The sequence below is a fragment of the Thermanaeromonas sp. C210 genome (assembly GCF_013167955.1).
In the GTDB taxonomy this organism is placed as follows: Bacteria; Bacillota; DSM-521; order Neomoorellales; family Neomoorellaceae; genus UBA12545.
Window position 1 is genome coordinate 279,193 of record NZ_BLWF01000003.1, and the last position, 22,113, is coordinate 301,305.

Below are 22,113 nucleotides of genomic sequence, written 5' to 3' on the forward strand. Positions count from 1 at the left end.
TGGTATTGGCGGATAATATGACCAAGGCCTATTTTGGCAGGGATAGAGGTGACGGACTGTTGAGCTCGGCCACCAAGAGGGTGGGAAAACATACCATTCAATTTGCCAACCCGCCGGTAGTAGTGGCTACCGCCTCGGTAGTGGGCCCTAAGGAAGGGGAGGGTCCCCTGGGGGACACCTTCGATATGGTCATTGACGATACCTATTTTGGCGAAGACAGCTGGGAAAAGGCCGAACGCAAGATGCTGGAAGAAGCCGTCAAGATGGTCATTGCCAAGGCCCACCTGCAATGGCAGGACATCGATTTTCTCCTGGCAGGCGACCTGTTGAACCAGACCATTTCGGCCAACTATGCGGCCCGCAATTTGGGCATCCCTTTCCTGGGCCTCTACGGTGCGTGTTCCACCATGTATGAGGGGATGGCCCTGGCCAGCATGTTAATCGACGGCGGCTTTGCCACCCATGTGGTGGCCGCCTGCAGCAGCCATTACGACACGGCGGAACGGCAATACCGCTTTCCCAACGAACAGGGGGTCCAGAAACCCCCGACGGCCCAATGGACGGTCACCGGCGCAGGAGCCGTTCTCCTGGCGCCTTCAGGTAACGGTCCTCGCATAACCCATGCCACCATAGGCCGGGTTGTGGATCTCGGCCAGAAGGATGCCCAGGATATGGGTTCGGCCATGGCACCCGCTGCCGTGGACACCATGGTCCGGCATTTCCAGGATACCGGCCGCACTCCCGACGATTACGACCTCATTATTACCGGTGATCTGGCCAGGGTAGGGCATGAGCTGGCCATCAAGTTAATGGAACATAAAGGATATAAACTGGGTGATAAGTACACGGACTGCGGCCTTCTTATTTACGATCCCGAACGCCAGGGCACCCATGCCGGAGGAAGCGGTTGCGCCTGTTCGGCCGTGGTCTTCGCCGGCCATCTCATGGGCAAGTTAAACGATGGGACTTACAAGCGCATCTTCGGCATAGGAACCGGGGCCTTATTAAGTCCCATCTCCACCTACCAGGGAGAGTCCATCCCCAGTATCGGGCACGGGGTAGTTATTGAAAGGGGATGATAGGGTGAGCGTTGTTATGGCCTTTATCGTAGGCGGGGCCATCTGCGTGGTGGGCCAACTGATTATGGATTTAACCCCCTACAAAGTAACGCCGGGGCATGTTCTCGTGGGATTTGTGGTGGGAGGAGCCATCCTGAGCGCCTTGGGTCTGTACCAGCCGTTAGTGAACATCGGCGGCGCCGGCGCGACCATTCCCTTAAGCGGGTTCGGCCATCTCTTGGCCCAGGGGGCCTTAGGAGCGGTGCAGACCAAGGGTTTGATGGGAGCCTTTGCCGGCGGTCTGCAGGCGGGAGCAGTGGGGCTGACGGCAGCAATCCTGTTCGGCTATATCATGGCCGTTCTATTTAATCCCCGCGGCTAAGTAGCCAAGAATTTGTACTGGGGGCAAATCCATGACTATTACAGGTGAAGGGGTAAAGGTAAGCCGCAAGCTGGAAGTTAATGTAGAATGGCTGAACAAGGAGCTGGGAGTTAACGAGAGCTTTGACATTATTCGGCGGGATATCAGGTTTGCCAGCCGGCAGGCCAGCCTGTTTTACATTGACGGCTTTGTCAAGGACGAAATCATGCTTTTTATTTTGCGCACCCTCTCCGGCTTAGACCGGGAGGACCTGGCGGTCGACGCTTTTAAGAAGGTATTTGAACAGTACATCCACTATATAGAAGTAGAAGCCCTGGATGATCTCCATAAAGTAGTAGATAAGATTTTGGCCGGCGGGGTAGCCGTGGTGGTCGACGGCTTTGAGCAAGTAATCTTCATTGAGGCTCGCCAATACCCTGCCCGTAATCCCGACGAGCCTGATTTAGAAAGGGTAGTTAGGGGTTCTCGCGATGGTTTTGTAGAAACCCTTCTCTTTAACACCAATCTCCTTCGCCGCCGGCTGCGCGACCCCCGATTGCGTATTGAAAACCTCCAGGCCGGGAGCCGTTCTAAGACCGACATTGCGGTGGCGTATATCAAAGACATCGCCAATCCACGCCTGGTGGACATGGTAAAGAAGCGCATAAAGGCCATAAAAATAGACGGCTTGCCCATGGCCGAAAAATCGGTAGAAGAACTCATCACTCCGGGGAACTGGTGGAATCCCTTCCCCCGCGTTCGTTACACGGAGAGGCCCGACGTAGCCGCCACCCATTTGCTGGAAGGGCATGTGCTCATCATGGTGGACACGTCCCCCAGCGTCATGATCTTACCGGTCACCCTCTTTCACCATCTGCAGCACGCCGAAGAATATCGCCAGGTGCCTCTGGTAGGGGCCTTCTTGCGCTGGGTCCGTTTTCTGGGGGTAGGGGTTTCCGTATTCTTGGCGCCCGTATGGCTATTGTTTGCCCTGGACCGCAGCTTAATCCCTCCCGGTTTAGAGTGGTTGGGGCCCAACAGGATAGCGAGCATGCCCCTGATGTGGCAGTTCCTGCTGGCCGAGGGCGGCATTAACCTCATGCGCATGGCGGCCATCCATACACCCACGGCCCTGGCTACGGCCCTGGGCTTGATTGCCGCTGTCCTCATCGGTGAGGTGGCGGTGGCCGTAGGTTTTTTCAATCCGGAGATTATCCTCTACGTGGCCATTGCTGCTGTGGGAATTTTTGCCACGCCCAGCTACGAACTGGGGATGGCCAATACCCTGGTGCGGATCGCGGCTATCATCGGCGTGGGCTTATGGAGGTTACCCGGACTCGTAGTGGTAACCATGGGCACCTTCTTGCTGCTGCTGACCACTAAATCCTTCGGCGTGCCTTACTTGTGGCCCCTGATTCCCTGGGACTGGCGCTCCCTCAAATCCATCCTCCTGCGCTCGCCGGTACCGCTCCAGAACCTGCGGCCGCCGGCCCTCCAACCTCAGGATGAAGACCGGCAACCGGCTCCCGCTTACAAACCTTTGTTAGAGCAAGGTCAAGAGACCTTGCGCGAACGCTTAGCCAAGACCGAGCGGAATGAAGAAGGAGAGGGGTAGGGCGCAAGGGTTAGAGCTCCCCTCCGGAGGCAGCTTCGGCCTCGAGCCCCGAAAGGAGCCGGTACAGGTATTGGCGGAAGGGCCCGGCCAGGTCCGGACGTTCCAAGGCAAATTCCACCGTGGCCTGGAGAAAGCCGAGCTTGTCGCCTACATCGTAGCGCCGACCGGCAAAGCGATAAGCATAAACCCGGCCCTCCTGGGCCAGCACCTGCAAGGCGTCGGTCAGCTGAATCTCGCCCCCGGCCCCGGGTTTAATGTCAGCCAAAATGGGGAATATCTCCGGCACTAAAATATAGCGCCCTATAACTGCAAGGTTAGACGGTGCCTCTTCCGGCCGCGGTTTTTCCACCAGGCCCTTCACGGGGAAGAGCCTGCTTCCGCAGCCGTCCGCCGGGCGGATTATGCCGTATCGGCCGGTTTCCTCCGCCGGGACCTCCTGAACCGCCACGATGGCTGCCCGCACTTCCCCGTAAGCCTCCATCATCTGCCGGAGGCAGGGAACCTCGTGGATGATGATGTCATCGCCCAGCAAGACCGCAAAGGGCTCTTCACCTACGAATTGGCGGGCGCAGTACACGGCATGTCCCAGGCCGAGCTGTTCCTTCTGGCGGATATAGTGGATATCGGCCAGAGACGCCACTTCCTCTACCAGCTGCACCAGATCGGGGTTGTTTTTTTCCTTAAGGAGGTTGACCAGCTCCACGGACTGGTCGAAGTGGTCTTCGATGGCCCGCTTGTGCTTGCCGGTAATTATGAGGAGGTTGTTTATTCCCGATTGGACGGTTTCTTCTACTATATACTGGATGGCCGGCTTATCTACGATGGGGAGCATTTCTTTGGGCTGGGCTTTCGTGGCAGGCAGGAAGCGGGTACCCCAGCCGGCAGCCGGGATCACAGCCTTGCGTATGGTAGACATAGGAACGACCTCCTTACTGGCATTGGTGAACGGATATGGGTTGACGGACTGCTTCGCGCAACAAAGTTAGGAACTCCTTTACGGCTGCCGGTGAGGGCAGCCGATGGGAAGCCCGGGAGGGCCGCGGCGGGCCCACCAGCACCGCCGGTCCCCGGCCCTTTAAGGCGCGAAAGGCGTCTTCGTCGGTGGTATCGTCGCCCAGGTAAACGGGAAGGGCCTGCGGGTAAAGGCCCATGAGATATTCCACCGCTAAGCCCTTATGGACTCCTCGTATTCTAACCTCCAAGACCTTGTGACCTCGCAGCAGCTCCAGGTCTCCGGAGGCCAGCCAGGGCTCCACTTCCCTGCTAAAGGCCGAAAGAGCACCGTCTAGCTGGGCGGCATCGGCCTCCCGGTAGTGTAACGCTATGCCTTCTTCCTTATCTTCAACCCACATTCCCTTTACGGAAGCGGCCGCAGCCCTGGCCAGGGACCGCACCGACTGCCAGACTTCGCGGCCGGGGCCGGCCGGGCCCAGGCGTATTACAGTACGCGGCTCCCCATCCCGTGTACCGGGAAGGGATAAGAACCTACCGTGGGAGGCCGCCAGGTAGGCCCGGCTTAAGGGGAGCAGGCGGTACAGGTCCCCTAGGGGACGGCCGCTGATAACCGCCAGCTTAAGACCGGGCCTTGCGCTCAAGCCTTCTAGGATCCGCAAGAGATCCTGACCGGGCCTGGCCTGCTCCGGTCGCGGGGCTAGGGGAACCAGGGTACCGTCATAGTCAAGCATCAACAGCACTTGTGGATGGGATTCTATTGTAGCTGCTAAGGCGCAAGGGTCGGCGTACGGCTTCATCTTCCTTAATCTCACGCTCCAGGAGCGCCCTCTGGAAGCTAGAGATCCACCAATGTACATCATGGCGCCGGACTTGCTCCTGCAGGCGGTAGAGCCGCTGCTTCTGCTGGGACAGCGGCATGGCCAGGGCAGTTTTTAAGGCGGCCACCATTCCCTCGACGTCGTAGGGATTCACAATCAGAGCCTCCCTCAGTTCCCGTGCCGCGCCGGCAAAGCGGCTCAAAATGAGGACGCCGGTACCGTCTACGCGGCTGGCAACGTACTCCTTGGCCACCAAATTTAAGCCGTCCCGCAGGGGGGTGACCAGCATCAAGTCGGCCGCCAAATAATAGCTTACTAGCTCGCGCCTGGGAATCCCGCGCCAGAAATAATGCACCGGCCGATAGCTGCCGTAGCTAAACCGGCCGTTAATGCGGCCCACCGCTTCTTCTACCCGGCTCCGCAACTGCTGATAGGCGGGGATCGCCGTGCGGCTGGGCACGGCTATTTGCAGCAGGGCGAGGCGGCCACGCCATTCCGGCGCTTCTTCCAGGAAACGCTCGAAGGCCAGGAGTCTTTCTAAAATGCCCTTGGTGTAATCTAAACGCTCGATGGCCAGGGCGATTTTCTCCACGCTGAGCTGGCGCCGCAGGTCTTCGGCCTGCTGCCGGATGTTAGGGTCCCGGGCCAACTTTTGGAAAGCTTCGAAGTCGATGCCCATGGGCCAGGCAGGCACCATAATTTTCCTGCCATTCCAGCGGACCGTTAGGGAGTTGTAATCTACGGGCGCATCGAGCAGTTTGTTAACGGCTTGCAGAAAGTTGTGGCTGTAGTCCATAAGGTGAAAGGCTATTATATCGCTGCCCAGCAGGCCCCGCAACAGGGCCCGGGCCCAGGGTAAAGTTGCGAAAAGATCGTAATGGGGAAAGGGTATATGCCAGAAAAATACCTGTTTAAGGTACGGCCGGTGGCGCCGCAGGATGGCGGGTACCAGGGTCAGGTGATAATCGTTCACCCAGACAGTATCGCCGTCACCGGCCTCGGCCAGGGCCGCCAGGGCAAATTTATTATTAACCTGGCGGTAGGCGGCCCACTCCAGGGGATCATAACGGCATTTCTCTAGGAAATAATGGCACAGGGGCCACAGGGCTCCGTTGGTGAAACCGTGATAATAGAGCCGGATCTCTTCGGCGGTCAAAGGCACTTCCGAAAAAAGATATGACGGTTCTCCGGGAGGTACCATCATCTTGAGGCCGGGAGCGCCAGCATCTGCGGCTTCCCGGCCACCCCACGCTACCCATACGCCGCCCCTTTCCATGAGAACGGGCTCCACGGCCGATACCAGGCCGCTGATGGCCGGAACGGCTTCGGGCCCACCGTCTGTATCCTTTATAGTGTACGAGCCGCGGTTGGAAACCAAAACGATTTTGCCTTCCTTGTCCATTTTCTCCGCTCCCCTTCTGTCACCAGTGTTACCCCGTCTGAGCTTGCAACAGGCCCAAGGTGTCCTGGTAAACATCAAGGGTAGCTCGAGTCATGATTTCTACGGTGAAATGCTCTTCTACCATGCGCCGCCCGTTCTGACCTATATTGGCGGCAATACCGGGATTGTGGAGCAGGAAGATTGTGTAGCGGGCGAGGTCTTCATAATCCTTAGGAGATATCAGGAAACCGTTATAACCCGGGCGTACTACTTCAGGCATGCCGCCGGCCCGGCTGACGATGATGGGCTTGCCGCTGGCCATGGCCTCCAGCATTACCAGCCCAAAGGGCTCCTGGAAGGACGAAGGATACCAGCAGATCTCGGCGCCTTTGTAAATTTGAGGCATTTCAAACCAGGGAAAGAAGCGGACGAATACGTGGTCCTTCAGGTCCAGCTCCTCTATGAGCTGGTTGATGTAGAGTATTTCTGCCGGCTGCTTTTGACCCCAGTCTACGGTGTTGGAAGTTCCCGCCATCACAAGGAGGGCGTCCGGTATCTGGCGCCTGATTAGATCCAGGGCGCGGAGGCTGACGTCACAGCCTTTGGCAAGGCTCATGCGGGCCGGGTGGAAGATGACCCGCCGGCCGCGCAAGGCAGGATAGGCTCGATAGAGATTTTGTAATTCCAAAGCCGTGGGCGGCTGGAAGGCATGGTCGTCGATTCCGTGGTGAACCACTACCACGCGTTCGGGAGGATAGCCGTTCACTATCAACTCCTGGCGTATGTAGTGGCTCACGGCGATCACCGCATCCCAACCGCGGGCTAGAGTATTCATGCGCTTCCACAATTCATCATCCCACACATTATGGGCCGTTAGTACGAGGGGCCAGCCATGGCGAGCGCAGATCTCCTGTAAGGCGGAAGCATGTACGAAGCTGAAGTAGTGAAAGTTGTGGGCATGAACCACATCGGGCCGGAAATCGAGGAGGAAGTCTTCCATAACCCGGCGTATTTCTACCGCTTTAGCCTCGATAAGCTCCGGAGTTAGAGAGTTAAGATCCAGGAGAGGAGAGCGCCGGATGGCCACTCCCCGCCAGGTCTCGTAGGCCAAGGTTCCCGGAGCTGTAGCTGTTACCAGGCTCACGGTATGACCCTGCTGCACCAGCCGCGGACAAAGGAGGGCCAGGTGAGACTCTACCCCGCCAATAATGGGGGGAAAAGCCCAGTGCAACATGGCGATGCGCATACGCGATTCCTCCCCCTGATGGAATAGTTTAACACTAAAATTATAGTCCAGGAGCACGACGAAAGTCAAGGAAGGGCAGGACTACGCTTCAATGATAACCTTTATATTACCCTCCTTCCGCAGCACATGGCAAAAGACTTGCCCCTCCCGCTCCTCGAAGACCAGATCAATGCGGCTCTGGGCCACAGCCAGATTGCGCATCTCCAGTCGTTTGGCTCCCGGTAAAAGAAGCGGCCGATTAATATATATGGTGTTGTCCCGGCAATCTAAACCTAATAAGCTCTGCAAAAAAGAAAAAATACTTCCCACCGCCCAGGCCTGGGGATCACAGGCAATGGGGTAGCGGACGGGACCGGTGAGGCCCCGGCGGGTAAAGCCGCAGAAAAGTTCGGGCCAGCGGTTGTAGGAAAAGAAGGCGCTGGCCTCAAAGAGGCCGGAGGCCAGGCGGTACAGCTCGGCGAGGCACTGGTACCGGCGCATGCCGGCCGCGATTATGGCGTTGTCGTGGGGCCAGACGGAGCCGTTGTGGTAACTCATGGGGTTGTAGGGTTTTTCCCTTTTGCTCATGGTACGGATGCCCCAGCCGGAATAAAAATCTTCGGCCAGGAGGCGGCGTACCACCCGCTGGGCCTGTTCCTCCGACAGAATGCCAGTAAACAGGCAGTGCCCCCCGTTGGAGACGAGAGTAGTAATGGGCCGTTTTGACCCGTCCAGGGCAAAAATAAGATAGCCCTCATCCTCCCGCCAGAAATCCCTTATGAACCGCTCCCTTAGCCTGTGGGCCCTCCGGAGCAGGCTGGCGGCTACCATTCCTTCCCCCAGGACCTGCAGCAGGTAGGCCGCTTCCTGCAGGGCCAAGTAATAATAGGCCTGCACCTCTACCAGAGCAATGGGGCCGGCGGGGACACGGCCTTCAGGGTCAATTACGCCGTCCCAGGAATCCTTCCAACCCTGGTTGGTTAGCCCGGCGGGAGATGTCCGCAGGTACTCCAGGTAGCCATCGTTATCCAGGTCCCCGTACCAAAGGCACCACCGGATGCAGCGTCGCAGGGGCTCGGCCATGTCCCTCAGGAGGTCTTTATCCAGGGTCCAGCGGTAGAGGGCACCGAGAAGAATCACAAACCAAAGGGTGGCATCGATGGAACCATAATAGGGGCTGTGGGGGACTTCCCGACAACGGGTCATTTCTCCCCGGCGGAGTTCGTGCAAGATCTTGCCGGGTGCTTCCTCCCGCCATTTATCCTCCCGCCTTCCCTGGTAGCGGGCGAGGAAGCGGAGAGTATTTCTGGCAATATCCGGATTGACGATTAAGGTCTGCCAGGAAGTAATAAGGGAGTCGCGGCCGAAGGGAGCTGCATACCATGGTATGCCGGCATCAAGGATGCGCCCTTCCCCCGGGTAATCGGTCTGGAGGGCAGCCAGGTCCGTCAGGGCCGTCTGCAACATGTTGTTTAGAGAGGTGTTGTCCGTGTGGAATTGGGTGCATTCCCGTTCCCACTGGTGATAGCGGCCCGCCAGCATGATGGTGGCGGCAGAAAATCCGGTGGAAATGAGGGCCGGGTCCTCAGCGATTTCCTTATCCAGATCTACCCGGAAATGGAGGTAAACTTTCTTATGGGGAGGTAAAGTAAGATTATACCGTATCAGAGCTCGACCCGGTTCGGCCCTGATGGTAGCCGGAGGAGGGTCCAAAGAGACCGCCGTGGTCCTTACCTGGCCGTCGAGGCCCCGGTAGGCCAGCTTAACCCCCCAGCGGGTCACCTCCGGGGGCAAAATTTCCCCCCGCCGGGGCCTCCTGGTTCCGCGGACCTCAAAAATATCGCGGAAGTCGGCCCCCAGGAGGATATCCAGGGAAAGGCTTAAGGGAAAGGAATTAAAGTTAATAAGGCGCAAGCGCTGGAATAAGGCGTCCTTGATGAGCCTTAATAGGCGGAGGTGGACACTTTGCAGCGGGACGACCTGGCCTGAGGGAAGGGTAAACTCCGGGTTGGTCAACTCTATCTGGGCAAAGTGGCTGTCCCGTATGGCCGAGGAGAGAAAGACGGGCTTGCGTTCCTGCAGGAACAGCTCGAACCGGTCCAGGTAGCGGGTGTCGCTGTGAAAGAGACCCAGACTTCCCGGATTGCCGCCTGCAATTTCCCCCGTGGGCAGGGAAACCAAAAAGATATTACCTTCTTTCAACACTTCGGTTACCGGTTCGACTTCGGCGGGGGCCACGCGGAGATCTAAGGGAAGTTCTGCCACGGCAATACCTCCTTCTGCAGGGCCTCTGTCCTTGCCGCCCGGGTTTATGGTCCCGCCATTACTCTTCGGACACCTTTTGTTTTTGCCCGGAAGACTGCGGGGCTGTAAAGCAGGCTGAAATGCCGCAGTTTAGGTGGGGCGGCAAACCGGGGTGGGGAGGAACCCGGGACCGCCCGCTGGGCCGATGCTCCGCCGCCGGTAAAACCGGGGCTCGCGGGTATATGGCCTTAGATTTCGACGGATAACGGAAGTTTCCTTCTGAGTTTACGTCATTCCTGGACAGCGGCCCCGCCCTTGAGTAAAATGAAGATATACTCGGGGGAAAGGGGAAAACGGATGGAGTTTCACGGAACTATGCGGGTCAACCTACGGGGCCACCTCGAGATAGGGGGGTGCGACGTAGTTGACCTGGCCCGGGAGTTTGGTACGCCGCTGCATATTTTTGACGAAGACCTCCTCCGTCAAAACTGTCGCAGGTTCCACCAGGCTTTCGTTCATAAGTATGGCAACGCCGAGGTAATTTATGCCGGCAAGGCCTTTCTGACCGTCGCCGTGTGCCGGATTATCCAACAAGAGGGTTTGGGTTTGGACGTAGTATCCGGAGGAGAGCTTTATACGGCCTTAAAGGCCGGATTTCCACCTGACCGCATTTATTTTCATGGCAATAATAAAAGCTATGCCGAACTTATAATGGCTTTGGAGGCAGGCGTGGGCCGGATAGTAGTGGATAACTTCTTCGAGTTAGAAGTCCTGGCCCGCCTGGCAGAAGAGCGGGGGCAGAAGGTTCCCGTCCTCCTGCGCCTCACTCCCGGCATTGAAGCCCACACCCATGAATATATTAGGACCGGCCAAATAGATTCCAAGTTCGGGTTTACCTTGCCCAACGGACAGGCCATAGCTGCCGTGAAAAAGGTGAAGGAGATGCCGGGGTTAGAATATAAAGGCCTGCACTGTCATATAGGTTCCCAGATCTTTGATGTGGAGCCCTACCGCCATGCTGCCGAAGTTATGATGGCGTTTATAGAGGAGATAAGGAACACCACCGGGCTCATAACAGAGGAACTGGACCTGGGCGGAGGGTTCGGCATCGTTTATGTGGAGGGCGACAATCCCCCGCCTATTGAGGCCTATGCTGAGGCCATTATGGCGGGAGTATGCGGGGAAGCCGAAAGGCGGGGGCTTAAGGTGCCGAAAGTTATTGTGGAACCGGGGCGGGCCATCGTGGGAACGGCCGGCAGCACAGCCTACACTGTGGGCTCCATCAAAGAAATCCCGGGCGTGCGGAAGTATGTGGCGGTGGACGGCGGGATGGCAGATAACATTCGCCCGGCCCTGTACGGGGCCCGCTACGAAGCCATCCTGGCCAATAAGGCGGCGGCCGAGGCTACCGAAGTGGTGTCCATTACAGGGAAGTGCTGCGAGTCGGGAGACATGCTCATATGGGATGTCGCCCTGCCGGAGGTGGAGCCGGGCGACATTCTGCTGACCCCTTGCACCGGCGCCTACGGTTATGCCATGGCCAGCAACTACAACCGTCTGGGTCGGCCGGCTGCAGTCCTGGTCAGGGAAGGTCAAGCGGACCTCATCATCAAAAGGGAGACCTATGAGGACTTGCTCCGGTATGACGTACTGCCGGCCAGGCTGAAATGAAGGAGTGACCGCCTTGTTTTTAAATAATATTGGAGACCTGTTGGCCAGCATCCCGGCCATACTACTGGCCCTCACCTTCCATGAGTATGCCCATGGGAAGGTGGCCTACCTCCTGGGGGACCCCACTCCCAAATACCAAGGCAGGTTAACCCTAAATCCCCTGGCCCACCTGGACATCCTGGGAACCCTCCTCCTTTTGGTGGCCGGTTTTGGGTGGGCCAAGCCGGTCCAAGTGAATCCTTATTATTTTCAAATGGACCGGCGCAAAGGCATGATGCTGGTGGCCCTGGCCGGGCCCTTGATGAATCTGGTCCTGGCCTACTTGGCGGCCGTTGTTTTGCAGGTGTCCGTTTACCGCGGACTAAAGGAACCCTTTATTTTGACTTTCCTCCATTTGAGCGTTATGTATAATGTAGTCCTGGCGGTTTTTAACTTGCTGCCCCTGCCTCCTCTGGACGGTTCCCGGGTCTTGGCCGGCCTTGTATCCCGCCAGAGCGCCGGTTACCTCTACCAGTTGGAAACCGCAGGTCCCTTGATACTGCTTTTGCTGGTCGCCACGGGCATTGTGGGGAAGGTCATGCGTCCCCTGGTGTACCTGGTCCTCGATTTTATTCAGGCGGTAAGCAGATTGAGCGTCATATAAGGGTTTGATGGAGGTTAAAGGCATGGCACGGGAAAGGATCTTGAGCGGTATGCGGCCTACGGGGAGGTTGCATATCGGGCACTTAAGCGTGATAGAGAATTGGGTGCGTCTGCAGGAAGAACATGAGTGCTACTATTTCATTGCCGACTGGCACGCTTTAACTACGGCTTACGACGATCCCTCGGAGCTGCAGGAGAATATCCGGTCGATGCTCGTGGATTGGCTGAGCGCGGGCTTGAATCCTGAACGCAGTACGATTTTTGTCCAGTCCCATGTGAAGGAGCATGCCGAACTCCACCTGCTCTTTTCCATGATCACCCCCCTTTCCTGGCTGGAGCGCGTGCCAACCTATAAGGATCAGGTGCAGCAGCTGGGCCAGGAGGGCAAGGATATATCGACCTACGGTTTCCTGGGCTATCCCCTCCTCCAGGCGGCCGATATTCTCATTTATAGGGCCAGCGCCGTACCGGTAGGAGAAGACCAGCTGCCCCACCTGGAGTTCTGCCGGGAGGTGGCCAGACGCTTTAACCATCTCTATAAGGTTCCCCTTTTTCCGGAACCGAAAGCCCTCCTGTCCAGGGTGGCCCTGCTGCCCGGGATTGACGGCCGCAAGATGAGCAAGAGTTACCGCAACGATATTCCCCTGGGGGCCACGCCGGAAGAGGTGCGGGAAAAGGTGCGCCTCATGATTACCGATCCCACCCGCATCCATAAGAGCGATCCGGGGCATCCGGAGGTATGCGTTGTTCATACCTACCACGAGATTTACAACCGGGAAGAAATAGAAGAAACCAGGGCCAGTTGCCGGGCAGGTGCCATCGGATGTGTAGCGTGCAAACGCCGCCTGGCGGACAGAGTCAATGAGGTCCTGGAACCTTTGCGGGAACGCCGCCAACGGCTTCTGCAACGGCCGGAGTTACTGCAAGATATTTTGCACGCCGGAGCGGCTAGGGCAAGGGAGGTAGCCGGTTCCACCATAGCCGAGGTGCGGGCTGCTATGGGGGTATAGGAATCCCGTGGCCTACTGGGTAGAGTTGGACGTCTTCCAGGGACCCCTGGACCTGCTCCTATACCTCCTTAAGGAGCAGGAGATAGAGGTGAGGGATATACCTGTGGCGGAGGTAACGGCCCGCTATTGGGAATTCCTGCGCCACCTGGGTGAAACAGATGCGGAGGCCATGGAAGAATTCCTGCTCCTGGGAGCCGAGCTTTTAGCCTTGAAGGCCAGGCTTCTTCTTAACCTTCCTTCTGAAGGGGCTGCCGGAGAAGAGGAACCAGACGAAGAAGCGTCCCGGCCGGAAGAGGAACTGGCCAGGCGCATGGAAGAATACCGCCCTTTCAAAAAAGCAGCCGAAGTTCTGGCCCTCTTGGCGGGTAGGGCTTCCCTGAGCTACGGCCGCCCCCTGGAGGCTGAGGCGGTTGTCGCGGCCCTGGCCCGGGTGGACCCCCTGGAGGGGGTCACCCTGGTTCATCTGCAAAGGGCCTACCGGGGTGTTTTGCTGCGCCTCGAGGAAGATCGGGAGGCTCGCGAACGGGTACATACAGTAAAGCGGTTGTCCATCACTTTGCGAGGGCAGCAACGCATCATTTTGCGCTGCCTGTACCAGGTAAAGGGAAAACTTACCTTCCGTTCCCTTCTCCGGCCCCAGCCCAGCCGTTTAGAGGTGGCCACTACCCTGGTGGCCCTCCTGGAGCTGGTGAGGCGGGGAAGGGTTTATCTCTACCAGCCCCAGGCTTTTGCCGAAATTGAAGTGTGGCGGAAGGAGTGAAGGGCTCTTGGCAGAAACCGCCGGTCAGGATAAAAGAGCCGCCTTGGAATGCCTCCTTTTCGTGGCCGGGGGGCCGGTCACCGCCTCTGCCCTAGCGCGCAGCCTGGACTTGGATGAGGAAGAAGTCGAGAACCTAGTCGGGGAATTACGGGAATTATATGAAAGGCACGGGCATGGCCTGCAGATCAGGTGCATAGCGGGGGGGTACCAAATGTGTACGCGGCCCCGGTATGCTGAATATGTCGAAAAATTTCTTAAGCCAGAAGTCCCGGCCCTTTCCCGCGCCGCCCTGGAAACCCTGGCCATTATCGCTTACCGCCAGCCTATTACTAAAGGGGAGATCGAGCGCCTGCGGGGTGTAAAGGTGGATGGAGTTCTGCACACCCTCTTGTCCAGGGAGCTCATAATGGAAGTGGGACGTAAAGAAGTACCCGGACGCCCTATACTCTACGGTACCACCTCCCGCTTTCTGGAACATTTCGGTTTGACCAGCCTGAAAGAACTCCCTCCTTTAGAAGAAGGGCAAGAGGGACGTATGGAGGTTGCGGCCACCGTTCCCGAAGAGCCGTAATCCCCCTTACACTATCCCCTTTTACCCGGGCGTTAACGCCGTATAGAGGAGTGTCGCCCGGGGAGACTAAAGGGGGGAAGGCAGTATGGATCCCGCAAAGTGGAGCCTGTTGTTCGGGGGCCTGGCCGGCCTTTGTCTTCTGCTGTTGTGGCCCGTAAAGGTGGAGGTGTCCTATCACCGCCGGGAGGCAGAAGGGGGGTTCCTCCACCTTACCTTAGGCCTGCCCTGGAAAAGCCTTTCCTGGAAATGGTGCGACATCTCCCCTTCTCCGTGGGAGATCCTCGGGGAGGACCCGGGCTTAACGGATACTAAGGCCCGGGAGCCGTTTCCGGTCCGGAGCTCCGGCGGGCGGCGACCTACCACGCGGTCCTTGTTAAAGAGGGGCACCTGGCTGTGGTGGAAGTTGGCTTCTGTGTGGGGCTGTTTCTTGGGAGGCACCCGATGCCAAAGTTTCCGCTGTATAATCGAAGTCGGCACCGGCAATCCGGCTTCTACGGGTGTTCTTGCAGGCGTGTTGTGGAATCTTTTGGGATTTTTTCTGCAAAATCTTCTGCGGCAAACCCGCGGCCGGTTCAAGCCCGAACTGGACATCATCCCTCACTTCGGCGCTGTTCGGTGGCAGGCGGAGTTCCGTTGTCGGCTCTCCTTTGCTGCCGGTCGGCTAATCCTGGCGGGCCTCAAAAGCGCCTTGTTGCTGTGGAGGGTGGCAAGGGGGATTCGGCGGAAGGCCCGTTGAAAAGGAGCCCGGGAAGAAGGGCTTTCTTAGTTTTTTCTTAAAAAATTCTAAGGTTGATTTCATAAAGGGCGGGTATAGTATAACTGCCGGCACAAAGTTTAAGGAGGGGAGAAGGTAAAGTGGGTAAAGCGAAGAAGTATCTACTCATCGCGGCCGCCGCAGCGCTGATCTTCACCCTGGGATGGGGCGGGATGGCTTTGGCCCAGGGAACAGATCCCGCCAAGCCCCCGATGCGGCTGGACCAGATTTTCCTGGAGAAACTCTCCGGGCTGTTGGGACTAAGCCAGGAGGAGCTGGTCAGCCGCCTCAAGACCGCCGGGCAACAGACCGTGGACGCGGCGGTTTCCGAGGGTCTAATGAGCGCCGAGCAGGGAGAGAGGATGAAACAGGCCATAGAGGAAGGGCGCTTCCCTTGTGGACCGGGTATGTTTATGTTCGGACTTAAGGGTGGTCCCGGGGGACGGGCGGGCATGGGTTACCTGGGGGATGTGGCTTCCATCCTGGGCATGACACCCCAGGAGCTGAGAGATGAATTGCGCAGCGGCAAAACCTTGGAGCAGCTGGCCGCCGAAAAGGGGCTTACCCTACAGGGGATAAAGGAGCGGCTTACGGAGGCCGTTAAGGGCAGGCTGGACCAGATGGTGGCCCAAGGAAAGATAAGCCGGGAAAAGGCCGACCGGATTATCGAAAGACTGCAGCAGCTGGACTTAAGTGAGTTCCCGCCGGGTAAAGGGGCCTTCCGTCTGTGGACCGATGAAGGTTAGGGCCCAAGGGGCGGGGGCGGTTTCCTATCCCGTCTCCTGCCCCACATTCCCTTACATACTACGGTGGCGGGCAGGCCATGCTATTATATGGGGTGCAGCTCTGCGGGGCACGGCCTCGTGTTAACGGCTTGGCCAGAGGGAAAGGGGGTACAGAATTGAGCGACCATCCCATTGAGGCCCTTATGAAGACGGCTATGGAGAGCATTAAAGAGATGGTGGATGTCAATACCGTGGTGGGTCAGCCCATCGAAACGGCCGACGGCATGGTAATCGTGCCTGTATCCCGGGTTACGGCGGGTTTTGCAGCCGGGGGTTCGGAATATGAATTGGGGCAGGAGGCTAAGGGTGGCGAAAGCAAAGGGCTACCCTTCGGCGGCGGCAGCGGAGCCGGTGTATCGGTTCAGCCGGTAGGCTTCCTGGTAGTGGGTAGAAACCAAATACGCTTGCTGCCGGTAGACGGCAATGCGGTAGTGGACCGGCTGATCGATTTAACTCCCCAGGTTTTGGAGCGTATCCAGGAAATTATGGGGAAGAACAAGAAGGATGCTAAGAAAGAAGAGCGGATAGTAGGTCGTACCGAAACCCTGCTGCGCCCTCAATAGAAGGAATCGGCGCCTTTCCGGCGAATAAAGAAAGCCGGGGAGGTTGTCAGTAGTGCTTCTTAGTAGAATATGGCACCGCAAACTCTGTCGGGCAGCAGCCGGGCTCTTTTTGTTATTATGGCTGATCTTTCCCCTAGAGGCGTCGGCCGGGGAACCCCAGATTGAGGCCACAAGTGCGGTACTCATGGATGCCCTGACAGGACAAGTCCTGTGGAGCAAGAATCCCCATGAGAGGCTTCCCCAGGCCAGTACTACGAAAATCACCACCGCCATAGTTGCCCTGGAGCGCGGGAACCTCACCGACCTGGTGCGGGCCAGCAAGAAGGCGGCCGAAGTAGGGGAGGCGTCTATTTATCTGGAGGAAGGAGAAACCCTCACTCTGGAAGAGCTTATCTATGCCCTGCTACTGCGCTCGGCTAACGATGCGGCCGTAGCCATTGCCGAGCACATCGGCGGTACCGAAGAAGAGTTTGTAAACCTTATGAACGCCAAGGCCCGGGAAATAGGGGCCGGAAATACCCACTACGCCAATCCCCATGGCCTATCGGCACCCGGGCATTATTCTTCCGCCTATGACCTGGCTCTTATAGCGCGTTACGCCCTCCAAAACCCGAAATTCAGGGAGATAGTGGCTACGAAGGAGGCGGTCATTCCCTGGCCGGGAAAGCCCTGGGATCGCCTCTTGGTTAATAACAACCAGCTTTTGTGGGGCTACTATGAATATCCGGGAGCGGACGGAGTCAAAACGGGCTATACGCGGGAAGCAGGGCAGGTACTGGTGGCCTCGGCCACCCGCGAAGGCCGCCAGCTCATTGCTGTAGTCATGCATTCTCCCAATAGGTACCGGGAAGCAAGCCTGCTGCTGGACTACGGCTTTGAGCATTTTACCCGCCGGGTCCTTATGCCGGCCGGGAAAACAGTGGCCATGGCCCCAGTGAGCAGGGGTCTTAGAGACACTGTACCGGCCGTCACGGCCGGGCAGGTAGTGGTTGCCGTGCCCAAAGACGTGCCGGCTGAGTGGCAGCAGGACATTGAAATATTGCCGGGGCTAACGGCTCCCCTTAAGCAGGGGGACAAGGTAGGCACGGTGGTCTTTAGGTGGCAGGACCATAAGGTAGCGGTGGACTTGGTGGCCGGCCGGGATATACGGGAACAACCTTGGTGGCTGGCCTTTCTTCAGGCCTTCATTAACATCTTCCATTTTCCCTGGGTCCGGTTGAGCTAGCCTGTTTTATTTCCCTTGGTTCTATATTTTGCCATCCCTTCATAAGTTTACTAGAAAGTAGCTTATGGGGGGATTAGATGGTCAATCTGATCTGGCTCCTAATGCTAGTCGCCGGTATAGCCGTGGCTGGTGTCCAGGGCAGAATTGAAGCAGTGACGGAGGCGGCCCTGGGAGCTGCCCAGATGGCCGTGAACCTGGCCCTGGAGCTAATAGGGCTTATGGCCCTTTGGCTGGGCCTGTTAAAGATTGCGGAAGAAGCGGGACTGGTGGGGCTCTTGGCCCGTGCCCTGCGGCCCGTTACCCGCTACCTGTTCCCCGAAATTCCCCAGGACCACCCTGCCATCGGTGCTATCCTGATGAATTTGAGTGCCAACATTTTGGGGCTGGGCAACGCCGCCACCCCTTTTGGCTTAAAGGCCATGCAGGAACTCCAGCGGCTAAATCCTTCCCAGGAAGAAGCTACTCCGGCCATGTGCACCTTTCTGGGATTGAACACGGGCTGCATAACCCTCATACCGGCCACCATTATCGGTATCAGGGCCGCAGCCGGGTCAACCGATCCCACCATTGTTGTGGGTCCCACCATCATTGCCACCGGGATCAGCATGATGGCTGCCGTCGCCGGCGACCGCCTCTTCCGCCGCCTCTACGGTCGCCGGGGGTGATGCCGTGACCGAAGTAATTCTTGAGATATCCCGTTGGGCCATCCCTGCAGTCCTGTTTTTTATCCCAACCTACAGCTACCTCAAGGGGCTTAGGGTGTACGAGGTTTTTGTTGCCGGCGCCGAAGACGGGTTCAGGGTAGCGGTTAAAATCATACCCTTCCTTGTGGGCATGCTGGTCGCCATAGGTGTTTTCCGGGCCTCGGGGGCCATGGACCTGTTGGCCCGCCTCCTGGACCCCCTTTTAAGAATGATAGGGGTGCCGGGAGAAGTCCTCCCCCTGGCCATCCTGCGCCCCCTTTCGGGAGGTGGGGCCCTGGGGGTGGCCGCGGAACTCATAAGCCACTATGGTCCCGATTCCTTCATCGGCCGGCTCTCCTCGGTAATGCAGGGAAGCACCGACACAACCTTTTACGTACTCACCGTCTACTTCGGCTCCGTGGGCATAAGGCGCTACCGCTATGCCCTGGCTTTGGGCTTGATAGCGGATATATCCAGCCTGCTGGCCGCCGTGGCCGTCTGCCGCATGATGTTTGGATAAAGTATTCGAGCTTTGGTTTCAACCTGGGTCAGCAATTGGTCTAAGTTGACTCTAACTAAGGGGCCATTCTTACCACCAGGCGGTGAAAATTGATAATTAAACCCCAGTAAAATCATAGCAAAAAGGGTAGAACAACACCAACTCTTAGCCAGAAGAGGTATTGAGGGTATACCCATGAAGGCGGGGCAGCCTAAGGATCCAGGGCACCTTCCAGCTTTAAGAGCCTCTCTTTTACCTCCAGCCCTCCTCCGAAGCCCCGCAGGTCACCGCTAGCTCCGATAACCCGGTGACAGGGAACGATGATGCCTACGGGGTTGCTCCCTATGGCCCTCCCCACAGCTCGAGCAGCTTTAGGTTTACCTATACCGCGCGCTATGTCGCCGTAACTGCAGGTAGCACCGTAGGGTATGGCCCGGAGGGCCTCCCATACCCTCAGCTGGAAAGGAGTACCCCTGAGATCCAAGGATACTTCAAAGGTGCGGCGCCGGCCGGAAAAATATTCTTCCAGCTGCCGGAAAACTTCCCTGGCTATCCCTGGGTTTTCTTTTATGGTTGCCCCGGGGAAAATAACTTTTAGGGCGGCCTGGACCTCTGCCGGGCCTTCATTGGGAAAGGACAGTCGGCATACACCTTTGGAACTTAAGGCTACGGTAAGGTAACCTAAGGGGGAAGGGCGCCTTTCCCAGTAGATCACGGTTGGTTCCGGTTGAGTTGACATATGGCCCACCTTTTATAATTGATATAAAAGCTTTTCTAAACTCATCATAACAGAAATCAAGCAAGGAAATCACCTGGGGGCACAACACTTTCTAACCTGCTCCGCTCTGGCCCCCGGCGTCCAACGGCACACTTTAGTTGTAGTGGGAACATAAATTATGATAGCACCTACCAATAATGACCTGTACAGATAATGATTAAGAAAGGAGAATAGAGATTGACGGATACCACCAAACATGAGTCCCCTGATAAAACCTCTATTATCCCGGCGACTGAAGAAGATGTGTTATTGTTGGCCAGGTTAATTCAGGCGGAAGCGGAGGCAGAACCGCTGGAAGGCATGATTGCCGTCGGTGCCGTCGTGGTCAATCGTGTGCGCCACCCCGACTTTCCTAACACAATCTACGAGGTGATTATGCAACCTGGCCAGTTCGAATCGGTAGGCAATAATAGGCTGGCTAGTGTGAAGGCTCCCAATAGGGATGCCATTAAAGCTGCGGTAAAAGCCCTGGAGGGTGTTGACCCGACTAACGGCGCCCTCTTTTTCTATAACCCGCAGCTCACAGATAACCAGTGGATAAAAAGCAAAAAAGTTAAGATGGCTTTTGGCAATCACCTCTTTGTTGTTTAGGCAGTTCATACTATGCTTGCAGGATAACGATCGTTTTCAAGAATAAATCCTATCTATTCTATTATAAGGGTCTATTCCCCGGAGTTCGGGCATAGGCCCGTACCGAAGGTAAAAACCCTTAAGATTGCTGCCCCAGTCTCAAGGGCTTTATTTCATCCTGTCGCCTGGCTTCTGGCTTGTGAGTTCTGTTTTACACACTCGGATAACAGATATTCAATTTGCGCGTTGATCGACCGAAAATCATCCTCCACCCAGGCGGCCAGCTCCTGCCAGAGTGATGCGGATATCCGAAGTAGGAGTTGTTTTTTCTCTTTTTCTTTGTGTCCCATCTCCCGACGTCCCTTTTTGTCTTTACTTCTTTATTCAGTACACTAGTACAGCGACCCTCACTCTACCCAAAGTGTTCTTGGTCTGGTACAGTAAGTTTAGACTACTTCGGTTAAAACTTGCCTGGTAAACAAAAGAATGTCCATGGTGAATCCACATGCGCTTACAAAAATTTTTGGCCCAAGCAGGAGTAGCCTCCAGGCGTAGCGCAGAAGACCTCATCCGCGCCGGGAGGGTTAAGGTGAACGGCAATACAGTGACGGCCATGGGCGTAAAGGTAGAACCCGGGCGAGATTTGGTGGAAGTGGACGGCCGAGAGGTGAAGTGGAACGGAGAAAAAGTGTACTACCTGCTGTACAAGCCTCCGGGTTATGTTACTACTCTCTACGACCCCCAGGGAAGACCTAAAGTTATCGACCTGCTCAAGGGAGTAAAGAAAAGGGTATTTCCTGTGGGGCGCCTGGATTACGACACGGAAGGCCTGTTATTGTTGACCAACGACGGTGAACTGAACTTGAGGTTAACTCACCCGCGTTACGGGGTGACCAAAACCTACCGGGCTCTGGTGAAGGGCGTGCCCGACCGGCAGGCTTTACACAAGCTGGCTACAGGGGTAAAACTGGAGGACGGCATGACGGCTCCGGCGGAAGTTAAACTGTTGCGGTTGGGGAAAGATACCTCTATACTGGAACTAACCTTGCGGGAAGGGCGAAAACGGGAAGTGCGCCGCATGTGCTCGGCGGTGGGACACCCGGTTTTAAGGCTTAAGAGAACTAAGATGGCTTTTTTGACGTTGAAGGGGCTACGTCCGGGCGAATACCGGCCGCTTACGAAGAGGGAAGTGGAACGTCTCTATGCTCTGACGGGCCTAAAGAGGGACGACAGTTAACCCGACGCCGGGGGGTGAAAAGAGAGCCGGTAACAGCTTATCCCGAGGGGTGGCGCAACAGGCAGATTGAAGAACAGCTCAGAGGAATGGGGTGGTACTTTGGCAGGACTTAAATGTGGCCTGGTGCAGGTCTACACCGGCGATGGTAAAGGGAAGACAACGGCGGCCTTCGGTTTGGCCCTGCGGGCGGCCGGGCGCGGGTTAAAGGTGGTGATCGTACAATTTCTTAAGACCGCGGACTACGGTGAGCATAAGGCTTTGGCCCGGCTGACCCCGGAAATCCAGGTGAAGGCTTTTGGGCGTCAGGGCTTCGTCCGGCGCCAGGGACTCCAGCCGGAAGACTATGAAAGGGCCCGGGAGGCCCTCTCTTTTGCCGGGGAAGTCATGTTGAAGAGGGAAGCGGACATACTAATCCTGGATGAGATCAATGTGGCCCTCCATTTTGGCCTGCTGTCGGAGGAAGAGGTACTGGCACTCTTAGAGACGCGGCCGCCGGAAATGGAGCTAGTTTTGACCGGCCGTGGTGCGCCGGAAAGGATTGTGGCCGTAGCCGACCTGGTAACCGAAATGCGGCCCCTGAAACACCCGTATTCCAAGGGAGTTAAAGCGCGAAAGGGTATAGAGTTTTGAGAAAGGTTTTTCCAGTCTCCAGCAGGAGTCTGGCCTTTGCATTGCGAATAAGTAGTATAATCATGTCATGCTACAATTA

At 57.0% G+C, this 22,113-nt stretch carries 24 protein-coding genes; 17 read left to right on the forward strand and 7 right to left on the reverse strand.

Going from position 1 to position 22,113, the window contains the following annotated elements:
- Positions 1–17 precede the first annotated feature (17 nt).
- From spoVAD to TAMC210_RS08815, 3 genes are read left to right on the forward strand one after another with little or no spacing between them, the layout of a single operon-like run.
- Positions 18–1,079 (forward strand): stage V sporulation protein AD, encoded by a 1,062-nt coding sequence (gene spoVAD, locus TAMC210_RS08805; protein ID WP_173298716.1) that lies wholly within the window; start codon positions 18–20, stop codon positions 1,077–1,079.
- A gap of 4 nt (positions 1,080–1,083) precedes the next feature.
- Positions 1,084–1,440 (forward strand): stage V sporulation protein AE, encoded by a 357-nt coding sequence (spoVAE, locus tag TAMC210_RS08810; protein WP_217267334.1) that lies wholly within the window; start codon positions 1,084–1,086, stop codon positions 1,438–1,440.
- A 31-nt stretch (positions 1,441–1,471) separates the two neighbouring features.
- Positions 1,472–3,034, forward strand: a complete 1,563-nt coding sequence (locus tag TAMC210_RS08815) for a spore germination protein (RefSeq protein WP_173298437.1) — start codon at positions 1,472–1,474, stop codon at positions 3,032–3,034.
- A gap of 10 nt (positions 3,035–3,044) precedes the next feature.
- On the opposite strand, the gene galU is transcribed toward TAMC210_RS08815, so the two are convergent.
- From galU to TAMC210_RS08840, 5 genes are all read right to left on the reverse strand, one after another.
- Complete coding sequence (gene galU / locus TAMC210_RS08820) at positions 3,045–3,950, reverse strand: UTP--glucose-1-phosphate uridylyltransferase GalU (RefSeq protein WP_173298438.1); 906 nt, start codon at positions 3,948–3,950, stop codon at positions 3,045–3,047.
- 13 nt (positions 3,951–3,963) lie between these two features.
- The gene (gene otsB, locus TAMC210_RS08825) at positions 3,964–4,719 is read right to left on the reverse strand and encodes a trehalose-phosphatase (RefSeq protein ID WP_254388631.1); all 756 of its coding nucleotides are present in this window, start codon (positions 4,717–4,719) and stop codon (positions 3,964–3,966) included.
- Entirely contained in the window at positions 4,712–6,208 is a 1,497-nt protein-coding gene (locus TAMC210_RS08830) for an alpha,alpha-trehalose-phosphate synthase (UDP-forming) (protein WP_173298440.1), read from the reverse strand. The genes otsB and TAMC210_RS08830 overlap by 8 nt, the downstream gene beginning before the upstream one ends.
- 28 nt (positions 6,209–6,236) lie before the next feature.
- Complete coding sequence (locus tag TAMC210_RS08835; protein WP_173298441.1) at positions 6,237–7,433, reverse strand: glycosyltransferase family 4 protein; 1,197 nt, start codon at positions 7,431–7,433, stop codon at positions 6,237–6,239.
- 81 nt (positions 7,434–7,514) lie between these two features.
- Positions 7,515–9,677, reverse strand: coding sequence for an amylo-alpha-1,6-glucosidase (locus TAMC210_RS08840; RefSeq protein ID WP_173298442.1), 2,163 nt, complete (start codon positions 9,675–9,677; stop codon positions 7,515–7,517).
- Between the two features lie 336 nt (positions 9,678–10,013).
- Between TAMC210_RS08840 and lysA the strand changes: the two genes are divergently transcribed.
- The 11 genes from lysA to TAMC210_RS08895 all read left to right on the forward strand — a co-directional run bounded on the left by lysA (position 10,014) and on the right by TAMC210_RS08895 (position 18,840).
- Positions 10,014–11,327 (forward strand): diaminopimelate decarboxylase, encoded by a 1,314-nt coding sequence (gene lysA / locus TAMC210_RS08845; RefSeq protein ID WP_173298443.1) that lies wholly within the window; start codon positions 10,014–10,016, stop codon positions 11,325–11,327.
- Positions 11,328–11,340: 13 nt separating this feature from the next.
- The gene (locus TAMC210_RS08850) at positions 11,341–11,970 is read left to right on the forward strand and encodes a site-2 protease family protein (protein WP_173298444.1); all 630 of its coding nucleotides are present in this window, start codon (positions 11,341–11,343) and stop codon (positions 11,968–11,970) included.
- A gap of 22 nt (positions 11,971–11,992) precedes the next feature.
- Positions 11,993–12,979, forward strand: a complete 987-nt coding sequence (gene trpS, locus TAMC210_RS08855) for a tryptophan--tRNA ligase (RefSeq protein ID WP_173298445.1) — start codon at positions 11,993–11,995, stop codon at positions 12,977–12,979.
- Between the two features lie 7 nt (positions 12,980–12,986).
- Positions 12,987–13,739 carry a segregation and condensation protein A gene (locus TAMC210_RS08860; RefSeq protein ID WP_173298446.1) on the forward strand — a complete coding sequence of 251 codons (753 nt, stop codon included), beginning with the start codon at positions 12,987–12,989 and terminating at the stop codon, positions 13,737–13,739.
- A gap of 7 nt (positions 13,740–13,746) precedes the next feature.
- Positions 13,747–14,310, forward strand: a complete 564-nt coding sequence (gene scpB / locus TAMC210_RS08865) for an SMC-Scp complex subunit ScpB (RefSeq protein WP_173298447.1) — start codon at positions 13,747–13,749, stop codon at positions 14,308–14,310.
- An 85-nt stretch (positions 14,311–14,395) separates the two neighbouring features.
- Positions 14,396–15,046 carry a DUF2953 domain-containing protein gene (locus TAMC210_RS08870; protein WP_173298448.1) on the forward strand — a complete coding sequence of 217 codons (651 nt, stop codon included), beginning with the start codon at positions 14,396–14,398 and terminating at the stop codon, positions 15,044–15,046.
- A 119-nt stretch (positions 15,047–15,165) separates the two neighbouring features.
- On the forward strand, positions 15,166–15,810 hold the full coding sequence (locus TAMC210_RS08875) for a hypothetical protein (protein WP_173298449.1): 645 nt from the start codon (positions 15,166–15,168) through the stop codon (positions 15,808–15,810).
- A 155-nt stretch (positions 15,811–15,965) separates the two neighbouring features.
- Positions 15,966–16,412: a GerW family sporulation protein gene (ytfJ, locus tag TAMC210_RS08880; protein ID WP_173298450.1), complete on the forward strand. Its 447-nt coding sequence runs from the start codon at positions 15,966–15,968 to the stop codon at positions 16,410–16,412.
- Between the two features lie 52 nt (positions 16,413–16,464).
- A complete protein-coding gene (locus tag TAMC210_RS08885; RefSeq protein ID WP_173298451.1) occupies positions 16,465–17,637 on the forward strand; it encodes a D-alanyl-D-alanine carboxypeptidase family protein in 1,173 nt (390 codons plus the stop codon).
- A 77-nt stretch (positions 17,638–17,714) separates the two neighbouring features.
- Positions 17,715–18,302: a nucleoside recognition domain-containing protein gene (locus tag TAMC210_RS08890; protein ID WP_173298452.1), complete on the forward strand. Its 588-nt coding sequence runs from the start codon at positions 17,715–17,717 to the stop codon at positions 18,300–18,302.
- Positions 18,303–18,306: 4 nt separating this feature from the next.
- Positions 18,307–18,840 carry a spore maturation protein gene (locus TAMC210_RS08895; protein ID WP_173298453.1) on the forward strand — a complete coding sequence of 178 codons (534 nt, stop codon included), beginning with the start codon at positions 18,307–18,309 and terminating at the stop codon, positions 18,838–18,840.
- A 190-nt stretch (positions 18,841–19,030) separates the two neighbouring features.
- Here TAMC210_RS08895 and TAMC210_RS08900 read toward each other — a convergent pair whose 3' ends face one another.
- The gene (locus TAMC210_RS08900; RefSeq protein WP_173298454.1) at positions 19,031–19,558 is read right to left on the reverse strand and encodes a methylated-DNA--[protein]-cysteine S-methyltransferase; all 528 of its coding nucleotides are present in this window, start codon (positions 19,556–19,558) and stop codon (positions 19,031–19,033) included.
- Positions 19,559–19,774: 216 nt separating this feature from the next.
- Between TAMC210_RS08900 and TAMC210_RS08905 the strand changes: the two genes are divergently transcribed.
- Entirely contained in the window at positions 19,775–20,188 is a 414-nt protein-coding gene (locus tag TAMC210_RS08905) for a cell wall hydrolase (RefSeq protein ID WP_277997704.1), read from the forward strand.
- Positions 20,189–20,340: 152 nt separating this feature from the next.
- Here the strand turns inward: TAMC210_RS08905 and TAMC210_RS13795 are convergent, their stop codons facing one another.
- The gene (locus TAMC210_RS13795; RefSeq protein ID WP_373996446.1) at positions 20,341–20,517 is read right to left on the reverse strand and encodes an Arc family DNA-binding protein; all 177 of its coding nucleotides are present in this window, start codon (positions 20,515–20,517) and stop codon (positions 20,341–20,343) included.
- A 155-nt stretch (positions 20,518–20,672) separates the two neighbouring features.
- Between TAMC210_RS13795 and TAMC210_RS08910 the strand changes: the two genes are divergently transcribed.
- Together TAMC210_RS08910 and cobO are read left to right on the forward strand one after the other, a co-directional pair.
- Positions 20,673–21,404 carry a pseudouridine synthase gene (locus tag TAMC210_RS08910; protein WP_173298455.1) on the forward strand — a complete coding sequence of 244 codons (732 nt, stop codon included), beginning with the start codon at positions 20,673–20,675 and terminating at the stop codon, positions 21,402–21,404.
- A 99-nt stretch (positions 21,405–21,503) separates the two neighbouring features.
- Positions 21,504–22,034 carry a cob(I)yrinic acid a,c-diamide adenosyltransferase gene (cobO, locus tag TAMC210_RS08915; protein ID WP_173298456.1) on the forward strand — a complete coding sequence of 177 codons (531 nt, stop codon included), beginning with the start codon at positions 21,504–21,506 and terminating at the stop codon, positions 22,032–22,034.
- Positions 22,035–22,113: the final 79 nt, after the last annotated feature.